Annotated in this window: 9 protein-coding genes; all 9 read right to left on the reverse strand. The window is 35.2% G+C overall.

All coding sequences use genetic code 11. The features are described from left to right. Positions 1-8: 8 nt before the first annotated feature. Positions 9-1169, reverse strand: a complete 1161-nt coding sequence (locus L3X39_RS12800; RefSeq protein ID WP_237232251.1) for a lactonase family protein — start codon at positions 1167-1169, stop codon at positions 9-11. A gap of 179 nt (positions 1170-1348) precedes the next feature. Beyond that, positions 1349-2794, reverse strand: coding sequence for a sulfatase family protein (locus L3X39_RS12805; protein WP_237232252.1), 1446 nt, complete (start codon positions 2792-2794; stop codon positions 1349-1351). Between the two features lie 11 nt (positions 2795-2805). After that, complete coding sequence (locus L3X39_RS12810) at positions 2806-4233, reverse strand: sulfatase (protein ID WP_237232253.1); 1428 nt, start codon at positions 4231-4233, stop codon at positions 2806-2808. Positions 4234-4245: 12 nt separating this feature from the next. Further along, entirely contained in the window at positions 4246-5709 is a 1464-nt protein-coding gene (locus L3X39_RS12815) for a sulfatase family protein (protein WP_237232254.1), read from the reverse strand. Between the two features lie 29 nt (positions 5710-5738). Next, positions 5739-8300 (reverse strand): GH39 family glycosyl hydrolase, encoded by a 2562-nt coding sequence (locus tag L3X39_RS12820; protein ID WP_237232255.1) that lies wholly within the window; start codon positions 8298-8300, stop codon positions 5739-5741. Between the two features lie 122 nt (positions 8301-8422). Beyond that, positions 8423-9946 (reverse strand): sulfatase, encoded by a 1524-nt coding sequence (locus tag L3X39_RS12825; RefSeq protein WP_237232256.1) that lies wholly within the window; start codon positions 9944-9946, stop codon positions 8423-8425. A 12-nt stretch (positions 9947-9958) separates the two neighbouring features. Further along, positions 9959-11296, reverse strand: coding sequence for a sulfatase-like hydrolase/transferase (locus tag L3X39_RS12830; protein ID WP_237232257.1), 1338 nt, complete (start codon positions 11294-11296; stop codon positions 9959-9961). Positions 11297-11343: 47 nt separating this feature from the next. Beyond that, positions 11344-12762 (reverse strand): BNR-4 repeat-containing protein, encoded by a 1419-nt coding sequence (locus L3X39_RS12835; RefSeq protein ID WP_237232258.1) that lies wholly within the window; start codon positions 12760-12762, stop codon positions 11344-11346. Positions 12763-12769: 7 nt separating this feature from the next. Then, on the reverse strand, positions 12770-16261 hold the full coding sequence (locus L3X39_RS12840; protein WP_237232259.1) for a glycosyl hydrolase: 3492 nt from the start codon (positions 16259-16261) through the stop codon (positions 12770-12772). Positions 16262-16404 lie beyond the last annotated feature (143 nt).

Raw genomic sequence — 16404 nt, forward strand, 5'->3', positions numbered from 1 at the left:
ACAATACATTATTCATCTTTATATGTTGCTATTTGAATACTAGCGGGCTGATTTACTAATATTTCCTTTGGGAGTTTTATTAATTTACCAGTTTTTATCTCTCTTTTAAAAATGGTAATGTTATTAGAAAATTGGTTAGCAACGAATATAAAATTACCATCCCCCGATATAGCAAAATTTCTTGGGTGTTTGCCATAAGTAGGTTCATAACCTACTAAACTTAACTTACCATTAACTTCATTTATTGAAAAAATAGCAATACTATCTTCTTCTGGTCCACGATTAGACGTATATAAAAATTTACCATCAGGTGAAATATGTATATCTGCTGCTCTGTAAATATCTTGTTTTAGTTCATACGACTGGTAATCTTCGATAAAGGTTAAACTACCATTACTGTATGCATATGCAGTAATTTTACCATTTAACTCTGCAATTCCATAACCTAATTTTCCATTAGGATGAAAAGTGAAATGCCTTGGACCACTACCTGATTTAACCTTAATTTTATTTTTATTTTTAAGTATTGAATCCTTTTGGTTTCTATTGAATCTGAAACTTCTAATTTTATCCGAGCCTAAGTCTTGGGCAAATAGAAACCTACCATCAGGTGAGAAGTTTGAGGAATGAATATGTGCACTTTCTTGTCTGCTTTCAATAATGCTACTATCCTTAAAACGAATAACTTGATTGTAAGAATTTAAACTGCCATTTTTATTAATTTTGAAAACACTTAAGCTTGGGTCTGAATAATTCGAATTCACAAGAAATTCACCTGTTTTATCTATTTCTAAATGTGCTGGGTTTCTTCCCCCAGAATCCTGTACATTTAGAAATTTCAATTTATAATTCACAGAGTCTACCTCGAAAGCTGCAATCTTTCCATGGTATTCCATTTGACTATCAACCACCGAATATAGATACTTACTTTTTGGTGATAATTTAAGAAATGAGGTATTGATAATGCTGTCAAAAGTAAATTTTAATTGTGCCTCACCAGTTTGACTATTAAAATCATAAACTCGAATGCCTTCACCTAGTTTTTTGTCGGTAAAACTCCCCACAAACAAAAGTGTTTTACTACCTTGTTTGGTACAACTTAAAAAGAACCCTAAAGAAAAAATAAGTGTTAAAAACCAAAACAAGTATTTCTGGATGGATCTAACCAAAAAAGCATGTTTTTTTTATTAATGGATAAAAGATTGATAAAAGGCTTTGTCTTCATTTGTATTTATAATTTTATCCCTAAAAACTAATGTTTGACTACTCACACTATTAGTAATCACAAAAAACAATAAAACAAGCTTTAAAAATTTAAATTTCATATTATAATCTGGTCCTGTTTTAATCATTTAAACCATTCTGTTTTGTATATATTTCGCAGTCGTTCTAAATCATCTTTAAATTTAGGGTCAGTAGTAAAATGTGTCATCTCAAAAGGGTCTAGCTTCAAGTTTAACAGCTGTTCTTCAACGCCTTCTAAATCATAACGAATGTATTTTAAACCATTTTTATCTACTACCATTTTACCTATTTCACTTTCTACTCCAAGCGTTTCTCGCCATTCTACATCTTCGCCTTCAAAAAGCGGTTTTAAGCTTTTCCCTCGCACATCTGAAACCCCTTCTATATTAGCAAAATCACAAACAGTAGGAAGTAAGTCTATTCCATTTGAAATCAAATCTTCATCGTTAACTTTACCTGCTGGAATATGGCCTTTCCACATCGCCATAAAAGGAATATTTGCAGATTCTTCGTATAATGTTGACTTATGTTCCATACGATGACTTGCACTCATATCGCCATGATCGCTTGAGAAAATAACAAGTGTATTCTCTTCTTGTTCGCTGTTTTTTATAGCATCCAAAATCACTTGCACTTCTTTATCCATAACCTCTGTTAAGCGATGGTAGGCATACCTATGATGCCTCCAATCGTTATCTGTAAAATGTTCTCTCGCGTTTTTACGAAACGGTCTGGCATTTATTAGGCTCTTGACTGCTGCAGGTTCATCAATTTGAGGTTCGAAATTTTTCGGAAGCGGTGGACAATAATTCGTATAAAAATCTTCTTCAGTAATACCTTCAGGAATTTTCATAGCTTCATCTAAGGTCGCTAATTCAACCTTAGCTCGTTTTAATAGTATAGCGTCATTTTCACTAGTGGCTTTTTCGCGTAATGCTAGGTAACAAATATCATGCGGATTTATCAATGAAACTACCATAAAGTATGGGTTTTTATGTTTTTCATTAATAATATCTGCCGCCTTATTTACCAACTCACCTCTTTCATCATCGCTAAATTTATTAAAGCCAAGTGCTTTAGGTGTGAGTGACTCTGGCAAATGTTCTTTTCCACCAAAGTACAACTCATAATTCGCTTTTTTCAGATAAGAAGCAATGGTGGTGTTTGCGACTTCTTGAGAAACCTGAGGAATTTTTATAGACGCTCTGTTTTCCCGAATTTCATTCCCCTTATCATCTTTAAAATAACTTGGAAACCTTCCAGTCATTAAACTAACTCTTGCCGGCGAGCAAACTGGATTGGTAGTATAAGCTCTTGTAAAACGGATACCATTCTTAGCAATATAATCTAGTGCGGGTGTTTTTAAATAGGTGTTACCAGTGCAACTCATCATATTAGCGCTCATTTGGTCAACATAAACATATATAATGTTAGGTTGGGTTTCTTTTTGATCTACTTTTTTTGCTTTATTCTGACAACTAGTTATTCCTATACAAAGGAAAAAAAACACAGAAAGTAATTTGTAATTTCGATTCGTGAAAATTTTCATGACTTTAACTATTATTTTAAAAAATCTTTACCCCATTTTGCTCTTAGTTCTTTAGCCAGTTGATTAACGGTTTCTCGATACTCAGGTTTTGCGGCTAAATTATCAAGTTCTAATGGGTCTGTTTTGTGGTCGAACAACATACGTGCATAAGCCACTCCATCATCTTTAGTCCACTCGGTATAAAATAAATCACCTTTTATTAAAGTCACAGCATCTTTAAATTTACTAACCGCCCAATCTTTTTCCGGTGTTACTCCATTTAATAGTGGAACAAAACTTTGGCCTTCAAGTGTTTTTGGTGCTTCTACACCTATAAGTTCTGCTAAACTTGGGTAAATATCGATATACTCTGTTATAGCATCTGTTTTCTGACCATTCGTTTTACCAGGTACTTTTATTACTAATGGTGTTCTTAAAGCCGTTTCAAAAGTGGAGTGTTTACACCATAATTGATGGTCGCCCAAATTCCAACCGTGGTCGCCCCATAAAACAACTATGGTATCGTCTTCTAGCTTTAATCGTTTTAATTCATCTAAAACCAAACCAATTTGTGCATCCACATAACTCACGCAGGCGTAATAACCGTGTATCAATTCTTTAGCTAAATCATCAGGAATATTGCCTTTCTTAGGAATATTACCATAATTTCGTAACTCACCAAAATTATGAAATGCTTGTTTCGGAGAGCTTTCTGGCTGAAGATAACTATCGGGAAGTTCAATTTTCGATCTGTCATACAAATCCCAATATTTTTTTGGAGCATTGAATGGTAAATGCGGTTTCATAAATCCAATAGCTAAAAAGAAAGGCGCGTTTTTGTTTTTTAGCTTTTTTAAATCTGCTATTCCCTTTTGCGCTATTTTACCATCAAAGTATGCAGTATCATTAACCTCTGCCATTTCAAAAGCAGTAGCACCAGCAACAGCCAAATTAGCATTACCATTCTCTTTTATATTTTTTTCTAATTGATAATTTCGAATATTCCCTTCCGGAAACCAAATAGAATTCCAGGAAGAAACATCATCCTCCACATTATGATAAATTTTACCATCAGCAATTGTGGTATAACCGTTTTGTTTTAAAAGTCTTGGTAAAGAAATCGCATCAGGAACATCCACATCGGCTCTGGTACTATAATCTATAAAACGATGTCTTGTGGGACGTAGCCCCGTTAATAGACTTGCTCTTGAAGCACCACATACCGGAATGTTGCAATACGCTCGATTAAAAACTAAACTCTCTTCAGCCAATTTATCAAGATTGGGTGATTTAATATGATTAGCACCATAAAAGTTGAGTTCAGGACGCAAATCGTCAACTGCAATAAACAATATGTTCATTGGTTTTTGTTCTAGTGAGTCTGTAGATTTATCTTTTTCATTTTTACATGACATAAAAAGCAAGGACAAACCAATTACATATTTGAAAAATTTATTCATTTTAATAAGTTTTTACCAATGTTCAATTACAATATAATCGCCCTTTTTTAATGTATTTTTTATCGAATCTGGGATTTTTCGTCTTGGTGTATCTTGATCTAACTTAAATCCTTTATTCCCTTTTGGTGTGATAATGGGCATGTTACCCTGATCTTCATTTAAAATATCGCCCTGATCTTTCATCCAGATAAACATGTCTTCAGCTAATTTTTCTTTTATAGTTTTATACTCTGGGTTTTTAGCTAAATTATGTTGTTCAAAAGGGTCGTTTTGCAAATCGTATAATTCCTCGAAAGGTTCATCCTTAAAAGCATTTGCACCCCGTTTTATAAAATAATCGACATTGGGTTTGCCTGTTAAATTTTGCTCTACAACTTCTATCGAATTGAAATTACGAATGTATTTATAGCGTTTATTACGAATCATTCTTGATGGGAAAATCTCAGAATTTAAGATGTTCTGATTGGTCCTTACACCATAGACGTACTCATTAATTGCAACATCTTCACCTTTAAGCAAAGGCAAAAAGCTTTTACCGTCCATTTCATCTGTGGCATGTCCACCGGCAATATCAATAAAAGTGGGAAGCACATCGGTGTAATGAATTAATTGACTCGATTTAGTATCCGGTCTTATTATTTTTGGCCAGCGTACCACAAATGGTACTTTTAAACTAACATCTTTAACATCAAACTTTCCAGAAACTCCATGATCGGCACTGTAAATAAACAGGGTGTTATCCGTATCTAAATGCAAATCAACTAAATTTAATACGTCTTCTAATTGTTTGTTATCTTCCTCAATACTTCTGTAGTAACCTGCTTTACTTTTAATGAAACCCTTATCATCTTTTTTAACTGAATTGAATGGATAGGTCTTTATGTCCTCTGCTTTAGGGTTATCAACTTTAAAATATTCAGCATGTGGATAATACGACGCTATTAGCATCACAAATGGTTTTTTGGCGGTATTAAAATAATTTTCAATACTGTCTAATGGAATATAAGGTCGAGGACCATCTTCTTTTTCTATTGCATGCCATTCTTTATCCCATGGAAATACTTTTGACGGATTCACATGGCTTTTGCCAGCAAGTACGACTTCATAACCTAACTTTTGCATATGCCGTACCATGCTTTGGATATCAGGTTTTACACTTGTATGATTTGCAAAACAGCCATTTTTCAATGGGTATTTCCCTGTAAGTAATTGCGACCTGCTTGGAGCACAAATGGCTTGACCTGTGAATGCATTTTGAAACAACATACCTTCTTTTGCTAAACGGTCAACTGCTGGTGTTTTTACCTTTTCATTGCCGTAGCAGCCATAATCATATACATCTTGGTCATCGGCTAAATAAAAAATTAGATTGGGTTTTTTATCGCCATTCTTTTTTTTTTGTGAAGATGATGCAATGCAACTTAAAAAAAGAATTGCTAATAAAAAGGATATTGAAATTTTTAAAAACATCTTCATTTTAACTACTCCTTATATACCAATCGTTTTTAATTAAACAACACTTTTTTGTAAGTATTGTTCATTTTTACAATGTACAATCCATGTGAAAAGTTAGAAATATCTATTGTTTTCCCTTTTCCAGATAACACTTTGGCTCCAGTAAAATTATAAACTTCCCAGTTTTCTGAGCCATGATTTTTTAGATTAAATACACCACTTACACTTGGATTTGGATATATAATAAATGTTTTGTTATGTTGGAAATCATCAACAGATAAACCTTCTTGAACAAAAACTGCGGTAATATTTACATTTGAATTTATGGTAATCTCTAATGGGTTTTCGGTGCTTACAACATCACCTGTCCAACCTTGAAACTCCCATCCTTGATCTGCAATTGCACTTAAATTAAATGTTTGCCCTCCAAATGATGTTCCACTTCTGTAATTCAACAAACCTTTACCTTCTTTGGAAATGTTAACGTTAAAAATTTGAGTATCAGTTTTAGGAATAAACTCAATTCTGTCAAAAACAATACTGCCCGTGTTAACACTTTCATATACCTTAAATTCAGTAATAGTTCCGGTCCAATGAGACCAATTTGTTAAATCTACATCAATTGTATGCCATTCATTATCATTAGGTATGGTGATTTTTTTTCTGCCTGTAGCAAATTGTGTTCCTGGAATATTTGCCGCCATTTGAAGACTAGAATCTTCTGTACTATTTTTAACAACTAACTGTAAAGTGTCATATAAATCAGAATTGATATTTAAACCTGTAATTGCTGCCATAGGAAATGCAAATCCGCTTGAATAATTCAAGGTTAATTTATCATCATCAGTATTTACAGTCATCCCAGAACTAACTGCTGTCCAAGGGGCAAAATCTTCTGATGTTGTCCAAACCACAGTAGCAGGAGTTATATCTTGTACAAAATAATCTTCGGTTCTAAACTCAAATTTTTCAAAAGAAAAGGAGGGCAATTCCGTGGTTACAGATATTATTGATCCAGGTTTCCCATCAGTTCGTGCTGTAGTTACCACACTTTTCCAATTGTTATATTCATGCGGATTGGGATTTTCATAAGCTTCATAAGCAGTGAAACCTTCCGCTGTCAAAATTCTATCAGGAGAACCTCTATCATCAAATCCGCTTTTTACATAACCCGAGTTATTTATTAAGAAATTCTGCAATTTATTATTTGACTTACTATATGCAATACTTCTGTAATATAAGGTTGTTCCCTCTGGTAATTCCGATGTTAAGGAAATGTTTGCAGTCTCGTTCTGTATATAAGACAGTGAACTATTGTTGTAATTATAAACCAAGGCATCATATTCTACGGCATTTGCACTTTTTGAAAAAATGGCTTGAATATCGTTGCTTGAAGTGTTAGGTATTCCTGAAATTGAAGTGTTGTAATGAATTTTTCCATTCATTGAATTCAATGTCGTGATTCCAGGAGGATCTTGAGTTCCTGTTCTATTACCCCATCTATAAATCAAATCTAAACCTTTGTCTTTATTTTTATAATAAATGTTAGAAAAATACAATTCAACAATTTCAGAATGTGTTGTTTCTGCATTAATAAATCCTTGGCCATCAGCACCATTCATAGTTGTAACAGTGGCATATTCCATTAAGTCTATGGTTGCATTTGCATTCCATTTTGGGTGGTTTATTAAATCTGCAAAAAGTTTATCATATTTTATGCTCATATTTCGCAAAGTTCCACTACCTAAAACCACGTAATCTGACACTCCCCAAAAATCATATCTCACATTGTTATCTGCACAATATTCTATTAGACCTTCTGCAAACGAGGCAAAAGGTTCTCCTTTGTAATTTAAAACAGTACCGTTTTGATATAAAAAATCTGGAGCCCTTGTATGCAAGCCAATAACAGCATTAGGCAAAACAGTTCTTACTGCTTTTTCGGTATTTTCAAAATGCTCTATAAAATCTTGTTTAGTTCCAAACCAATGATCTGGTGTTTCGATTTCCGAACCGACTCTAAAACGCCAAGACAACACCATTTCTTCTCCATAGTTTGCAACTAATTCGGTCATTAAAGCTACGATATAATCATGGTATGCAACTTGATCTGCTGGAGGTAAAGAGTTTCCATAAATGGATATTTGCTCATCTTCACGAAAATTGACATTGTCTCTTGTGCCTTCTGGTATAAAAGTATAACCATGTTGAAAAGCCCAAGGTGGTTGATCTAATACAATTTGATGAATTTCTGTTTGAGAATTGATTATCTTATCTAATCTATCAATAAGACGTTCAAATTTATACACATAGATATTGTTTATTGAATCATACAAACAAGTATCAAAATCTAAGTCTTTTACGTTTTGTCCGTTTACAGTTTTTTTAATTCCGCCAATCATCCTAACCGTATTTATTTTAAGTCCAGGGCGAACATTGGATCCATTTGTTGGACTGATGCGATTTGCAATAGACCAAATGTTATGCAAAGCTTCATTTTTTTGAGTATCGTCCGTAAAATCAGCTGATAAATTTACTTGTGTTTGTACACTTAAGAAGCTACAAAGCAGTACGATTAAAGCTAAATTCTTTTTATTTTCTTTTCTAGACATCTTCTATATTATTTTTGAATTATACCCCATTTGATATAATAAGCTAATTTAATTGTATTTACAATCAAAAGTATCCTGAACTGTCCTGTTACAAAATTTAATTTTTAAAAGAATAGAAAAGTTTACCTACCTGCTCCAATTACCTTTATTTGTGTTTCGTTTTCACCATTTACACGTTTTTTTTGCTCCACAAAATAAGGTTGAAACGTATAGTTTGATACTGAATCCCACTTCGCATTCGTTTTCGGCAACAACGTTTTTAATTCTTCAATTTTACTTTTGAATTTAGAGTTATTGGCTTCATTATACCATTCATTCGGGTCGGTAGCATGGTCGTAGAATTCTTCCGTACCATCTTCATATTGTATATATCTATAACCCTTTACTTTTACGGCATGATTATTCATACCAAATGTTGTTATAGCTCTGGCCTCTTCCAATCCTTCATTATTTTGCATCATAGCCACTAAACTATTCCCTTCATTTCTAGCATAAGCTGGTAATCCACTTAATTCTAGTAGTGTTGGGTAAATGGACAACATTTCAACGGGCGCATCAATTTTCTTTCCTTTTGGTAATTTTGGGCCAGCAAACATTAAAGGTGCTTTTGTAGCCGTTTCCCAAAGGGCATGTTTAGCGAACGTGCCTTTTTCTCCCAAACGGTACCCGTGGTCGGACCATAAAACCATGATGGTATTATTGACATATTTGCTATTTTCCAAGGCATCCAATACACGCCCTAATTCATAATCTACAAAACTCATGCAAGCTAAATACGCTTGAACTATTTTTTTCCACTCGCCAGTTTCTATGGCCCATTCTGTAGAAGGCATCATGGGCAAATCATTAATTTGCTTACCCACAGGTGGAATATCATTTAAATCATCAGCTAAATATGGCGGTGTTTGTATGCTTTCCAACGGATGCATATCAAACCATTTTTGCGGTACATATAGCGGCACGTGAACTCGTAAAAAACCAAGTCCCATAAAAAAGGGCTTGTCATATGTTCTATTTAATCGCTCTAAAACCCAATTCACAGATTGATGGTCTGGCATTAAGGTATCATTTTCAGGAAAAGCGCCCCAATCAGTACTCGTTCTTCCATGAGTTCCTCTTATACCTTTTCCAAAACCATCCCAAACAAAACGTTTTTCCGGATAAGGCCCAAAACCTTTTACACGACCACCAGATTCGTTAAAAACACTATCTGGTGCGTGAATATGAAACAGTTTACCAATACCCATGGTATGGTAGCCGTTATTCTCAAAATATTCTGGTAAAAATGTAATGCCTTTGGTTTCTGGATTGCCTGGTCTTCGAATTTGGTTATCTGGTGTCATGCCATAAATCCCAGTTGTAGAAGGACGTAACCCCGACATGATAGATGCTCTAGATGGTCCACATAAAGGAGCCTGAACATGTGCGTTTGTAAACGTAACTCCCATGGCTGCTAACCTATCAAAATTAGGAGTTTTCGCATTGGAAAATCCATCAATAGGCGATATCCAATTGTTTAAATCGTCAACCGCAATAAATAAAACATTTGGCTTCGACACTTCATCTTTAACGACCTTCTTTTTTTCGTTGTTACATGAAAAGATGAATGTTAAAACTAGTACTAATAACACAAATGTTTTATTCATAATACGTACTTTTTATTCAGCTCTAAAACTGGCAATTTGTTGTTTTAATTTTTCAACTATTTCAGGATTGTCTTTTGCTATATTATTTTTTTCAAAAGGGTCTATATCAATATTAAACAATTGAATATTTTCTTCAGCCTTTCTTACAGCATCTGGAACTATTAATTTATACGGCGGTGCAATAGCGATATTGTAAAACATGCTTGACTCTATAGTATTAAAATCATGCGCGTATATTTCTCCGAAAATAACTTCGCGATTGTTTAATTCTGTTTCATTTAAAACACTTATACCAGGTAAGTTTTTAGGTTTATTAATATCTAATATATCTAAAACGGTAGGTACCATATCAATACTACTTACCACGGTTGTAATATCCATTTTAGGTTTTATTTGTCCTGCCCATTTATACATAATTGGTGTGCGCATACCCAAATCGTAAGGGGAGCGTTTTGATATTTTATCGTAACTAGAGTCGTTTAAGTTTTGTACCCAACCATTATCGCACACATAAACAAATACTGTGTTATCAGTTAACCCTCTTTCTTCAATGGCATCAAAAAGTTCACCGCAGGTTTCATCAAACCATTCACACATGGCCCAATATTTAGCCACATGTTCTGTTGGAGCTTTTGGAAGATACTTATCTAGTAAACGTTGTGGCGGATTATGCGGTGCATGTGGTAAAAATGGTGCATACCACAAAAAGAATGGTTTCTTCTGTTTTACAGCAACATCTATATAACTGTTTAACGTATCCATGCCTTTTCGTCCAATTTCTAATCCGTAATCACCATGACGACCGCCTCGGCTTGGGTTACCATGCGTCATCCCATAATCAAAACCACCAATTTTATGGTTTCCTATCCACCATTTACCGGTTTGAAATGACAAATACCCTTTATCTTTTAGTAAATCTGGAAGTGTATTTAAGCTTTTAAAATTCTCAATTACTGGCTCATAATTTTTAGCTCGCCATTCTTTTTTGTTGTCTCTTGTGTTACCAGGAAGCACTCTGTCATTGCCTAAAACACCATGGTTTTTTGGATATACTCCTGTGATGATGGTTGCTAAAGAAGGTGAACATAAGGATGTTGGCACATAACCTCTAGTAAAGGTTAAACTCTCTGAAGCAAATTTATCTAATCGAGGAGTCTCAATTTGTTTATGCCCCATAAACCCATAGTCTGTCCAAGCTTGATCATCTGAAAGGATGAATACGATGTTAGGTAATTGCGGCTCTTTAGCTTCTTTTTCGTCTTTAGCTATCTTGTTTTTCGTATCATTTCCGCAAGAAAAACAAATGCTTACAAGCAATATTAAATAACTTATTTTATTTAATTTCTTCATTTTACTTATTTATTTTATAGTTTGTTATTGTTTATTATTCGATAATGTTACTCCTGTTTTAGCACCTGTGCTTCATTTTTATCACGCACCACAGCACCATTATCTCCTAAGAGATACATCTTTCTGAAATCTGACCCTTTTACTTTTTCTCCAACAATCATTCTAGCATCAGGATGCGGATTATCAATTAGAGAAGATATTACAAATCCAGAGTTTCTTCTTCTTAAAAGAATAATTTCTTTCTTAAAGGTTTTTCCAGCATCAAAACTGTCCCATCGACATATTTCACCTACATCATCGTTGGTCTGACTTTCTAAATACAGGCTTACTTCTGTGCCTGATTTTACGTCGAAAATACCATCACCTTTCGGAAGATTAGAATTGTCACTTTTTAACCAGACCTGTCCATCCCATCTAAAATGTTGAATACGTTTTGGGCCACTTCTATTCGCTCCTACGTCTGGACCAACCATAACGCCTACATGCGGATACCCATTTGGGTCGACATCAACTATGGCTTGAAATGTCCAATCGTTAGGTGTTTTTCTTACCAAGGTTTTTTCGTCTGCTATTTCCTTGGTTAAAGGCATTTCTAAAGGTTCGTTTTTTACGTTTTTCCATTGATTGGTTTTGGTATCAAAAACCATATAATAAAGGTTATGCCGCTCTGGAATATGCCCTCTTTCGTCCTGTGTGTTATTACTATCCCTACAAATATGATAATCAAATGCCACAATAATATCATCTTCATTACCCTTGCTCACCCAAGGATACCAAGAGTCTTCGGCCAATATATCTGTTCTGCGTTTGTGTTTTAAAAATGAAATAGGCCCACCAAAAGTAACACCATTGTCGGTTGATTTTTGATACACCCAATTACTTCTATGCGCTCCGTGACGATAAAATAAATATATATCGCCATTATCCATTTTTACAAACTGACTGTAGGTACCAAACACCGAAATATTATCGAGTGTTTCCCATTCAGAAATATCTAAAGGTTTTTTAGAAACTGCATGTAAGTTTTTACCATTATGGTGATTGCCCAAAGGATTATTGCCATCTGCAGGTGTCCCACCGTGACCTCCAAAAGCAATATGAATATAGCCAGCATCATCAATAACAATGGCCGGTTTACCATGATTGTCTATCCGTTTTTTACGGTTTGGGTCTTTACCCATTGTACTAACACCCGCTTTAAACGGGCCTTTCCATTCTTTAGTTTTATGATTATATGAAGCTACATAGGGGTCTTCTAAAGCACCTTGGTAAGCCACATAAGTAATGCCTTTGTGGTACACCCCAGATGGATGTTGCACAATGGCTACCGCATTTCCAAAACCATTATTGGCAAAATAGTCAACCATTTCATTCTCTTCTGAGGTTGCTTTGGCATCTCTGGTTTTTGATGCACAACCTAAAAAGCAAAAGCAAATCAAAAGTGTTTTAAAAAAGTGTTTATTCATTACCATTTTAAAGTTTCATGTTTTTATAAAATTGAATCTTAACAGGTCCCAAAAGGCCGGAAGTTTTGAGTTCATCATTTTCGCTCCAATGTTTCCATGACGGAAACGTGGTTCTTTTACTAGGTCTTTCAGTATTATTGAGCAACCAATCGGGTAAACGTTTTATTTTATTGCCTCTACGTTCAAAATCTAATTCCAATTTTTCATCGCCAATTAATCGGTTTGTCCATAGGTTGGTTACTTTTATTTCAAGGGTATTTTTACCAGATTTCACATCATTTGTGATATCCAATCTAAAAGGCGCTTTCCAGAGCGTACCCACATGTTTTCCATTTATAATCACTTCTGCGATAACAGCTACACTACCTAAATCAAGTTCCAATTTATTTTCAGAGTTAAGTCGTTTTTTTGATAATTGAAAAGTTTTGTGATAGCTTGTGGTACCCGAAAAATGCTTGATATCCTCATTTTCAACCTTTGTCCACGATATTAATTCATCAAGCTTCACTTTACTTAGTACTTCAGTCTCTGACGGAAACACCACTTCCCAACCTCCTAAGAGCAAGATGGGTTCAGGTATAGATTTGACTGCGCTTGTTATCGTTTTTCCTGAAGCATTTTTATAAGTAATTTCACCAGGGTAAGGAGTTATCCATTGTGCTTCACCATCGTTTAAAACAACCTCTGGTTTAGTGATATCTTTTGAAAGATTCAATAGTCTTCCTTCAGGAACAAAAAGTGTTCGTTCTTCACCATCGGTTTTAAATGTTATTTTTATCTCAGTGTTTTCACCTTCAGGTATATGCCCGTCAATTAATTGATTGTTTACGGGAATATGGTATTCGCCCGATGCTATTTTTTGTTTGATTTTTTCAGTAACATCATGAACTATATAATGTTTTGGAACACCCCTAGTTTCAGGTTTAAATTTTCCAAAAACGGCTTTTAACACCTTTAACTTTTTATCGCCAGCATGAATATTTACAAACTCTTTTTCCTGTACAGAAAGTGTCTTTATATCTTCTCCAATTTGGTATTCCATTCTAAATTCCTTTACATATCCCATGGCTGGGTCGCAATCGCAAAAATGTCGACTGGCTTGCATATGCAATTGATTATCCTTTACCTCAGCAGCAACTTTATCTGTAATATCTACCAAGCCTTCTTGAAGGAAAGTTCCATACTCCGCTTTAATAATTTTTAAATTTGAAAGTGACTCTGGTTTTGGGTTTTCCACCGACATTTGAGCAGAAACCAACTGCGCTTGCTCTTTTGAAGCCTTTTTAAAAACTATAAAAACGGCTTCTTCCATGCCCAATTGCAGCGATAAACTTGTGGTGCCATCTGCATGATTTCCCCAAACGGCAGGCATTTTAATAGTACCCGTTTCTGCTTGCCAAATTTCAGGTTGCTTTCCAGATACTCTAAAACGAACTTTAATTTCCCGGCTTTCTTTTCTGGCATTGGCGATGAAATAAATATCGGCTTCGTCGGTTTTTCTGTGGATAAAGCTGATATCGGAAGCATCTTCACTTTCAATTTTAAAATCAGCAGTCATACCGTTATCCTTTAGATAATCAACTATCGAAACGTCGTTTACCAAGCCTTTATCCCAAAGGGAATCACTCAGTCTTTTTACGTCCTCATCACAAGATGGGTAATGTTCTAAACTTGGTGATTTTTTGTGTTTGACGCCAATTACCTTAGCCCCTCCTTTTACTAATTCTTCAATTTTAATAAGTGTTTCTGGTTTTATCCAATCCGATTTCGGTAACATTAACACTTCGTATTGTCCGCCCACAGGGGTACATATTTTTCCGTTTTTAACAAATAAATCTGACAATTTATTCGACCCAATTAAATCGTAATCATATCCTAAATGTTTTATTTCGGGCAACAAAAAAGCGGTATTGGGTGAAGACTCGCCGGTAAACACCAACACATCGGCAACGTTCTTACCTTGCTGAAGCATAAACTGCGAACGTGCGATGTAATCCATAAAAGCTTTTCCTTGACTCCACCACGTATTGAGGCGATTAAAATCGGTACCGTGGTAGCTCAACCCCAAACCGGGAGCCACATCCCAAGGTTGGTGTACATAGGTGTGAAAAATAAATCGGGTAATGCCTTCGGCCCATGCTCTATCGCCAATAGATTTAAGTTGCGCAGGATGCTCATCCCAACCCCCAATACCCGTAAAGGATTCGGCCCCTACGATGGAACTTCCATTTAAATGCGCGATAGAAGACACAAATTTAGGCGAATCGAAAAACGGATAACCACCGCTCCAAAACTCACACATAACAATATCGCCTGTAGCCCCTACTTGCATATTATCGAATGGGCCCCAATAGGGTTCAACTGAAAATTTTAAGCCGTTTTTATGGCATAAATCCCTAAAATGAGCATAATAGTTTTTTGCCATTAAATCACCAATGGTTCTACGGAAATCCCAAAGAAATCGTTCGGATACCTCACCACTTTCCACATAATAACCTGCTAAAGTTGGCAAATATGAAAATAGATTGTAGCCTCTTAATTTTTCGAATTCAGCATCAAATCCTGCCGTCCAATTGGCTGTTCCAACTTCATAACTATCTATTAAACAATTATTAACCGTAGTACCAACTAAATCACCCAACTTGTTAAGAATGGGTTGAATACCACCTTCCCAATACACATCCACTGCCTTTGTACTCATTTTATCCACTTCCAATCCATGGCCACCTTCGGGTGAAGGATGATTTTTTTTGCCTGTTGGGGTATGGCCTAATCTAAGAATCACCCATTCGCCTTTGGGTGCTTTCCATTCAAGTATTCCTTCTTCATTTAAATTGGATGTGATGTCAATAATGTCATGTTTTTGAAGAACGGCTTCGGAAGGAATGTTTTTTGTATCTGGCAATAAATGATTGCGAATACGACCAGATAAACATTTAAAATCTAAATCGTCGATTTTTACGGTGCGCTGTGGTTTGGGGAACGCCACAACTGCGATATCTCTGTAATAGTTTAATTTGGATTCGGGTTGTGGTAATTGCTTTTTAATTGCTTTGCCGCCTTCAACTATGGTTTCGCTAAACACAACGGTTTGCATCGCATATTCTGGGCTTATCCAAGGCCCTCCAGAAGAGGACCAGCCGGCAGTGTTATGAAAAGTGAGTTCTAAACCTAATCGTTTTGCTTCAAGTGCCGAAAAATGGAATAAATCCAACCAGTCTTCACTTAAATAATCGACAGGGCCGGCAGGAAAACCTAAATCCACATTAAACAATTGCGCTTCTTGAATCCCTACTGCTTTCATAGCTTCCAAATCTTTGGTTATTCCAGATTTTGAAACGTTACCGCTTATCCAATGCCACCATGTACGGGCTTTCGCTTCGTTGGGTGGTGTATTGAAACCAGATTCCAACGAATTTTTAACCACTAATTGATTTTGGGCAAAAGTTGAAATAGTGATAAGGCATAAACCTACTATATATTTTAATAATTTACTCATTTTTTTATTCGGTGGTTTATTCAAAGTCTATTCTGGTTTTTATACAGTTCCTTAACACTTCTAAATAACATCTGTTAATCTTTGTTACAGCTGAACACCATGAGTAATATATTCACAACTAATAATACGCCAAGTATAACAAG

This window comes from Flaviramulus multivorans, assembly GCF_021728415.1.
GTDB classification, from domain to species: domain Bacteria; phylum Bacteroidota; class Bacteroidia; order Flavobacteriales; family Flavobacteriaceae; genus Sabulilitoribacter; species Sabulilitoribacter multivorans.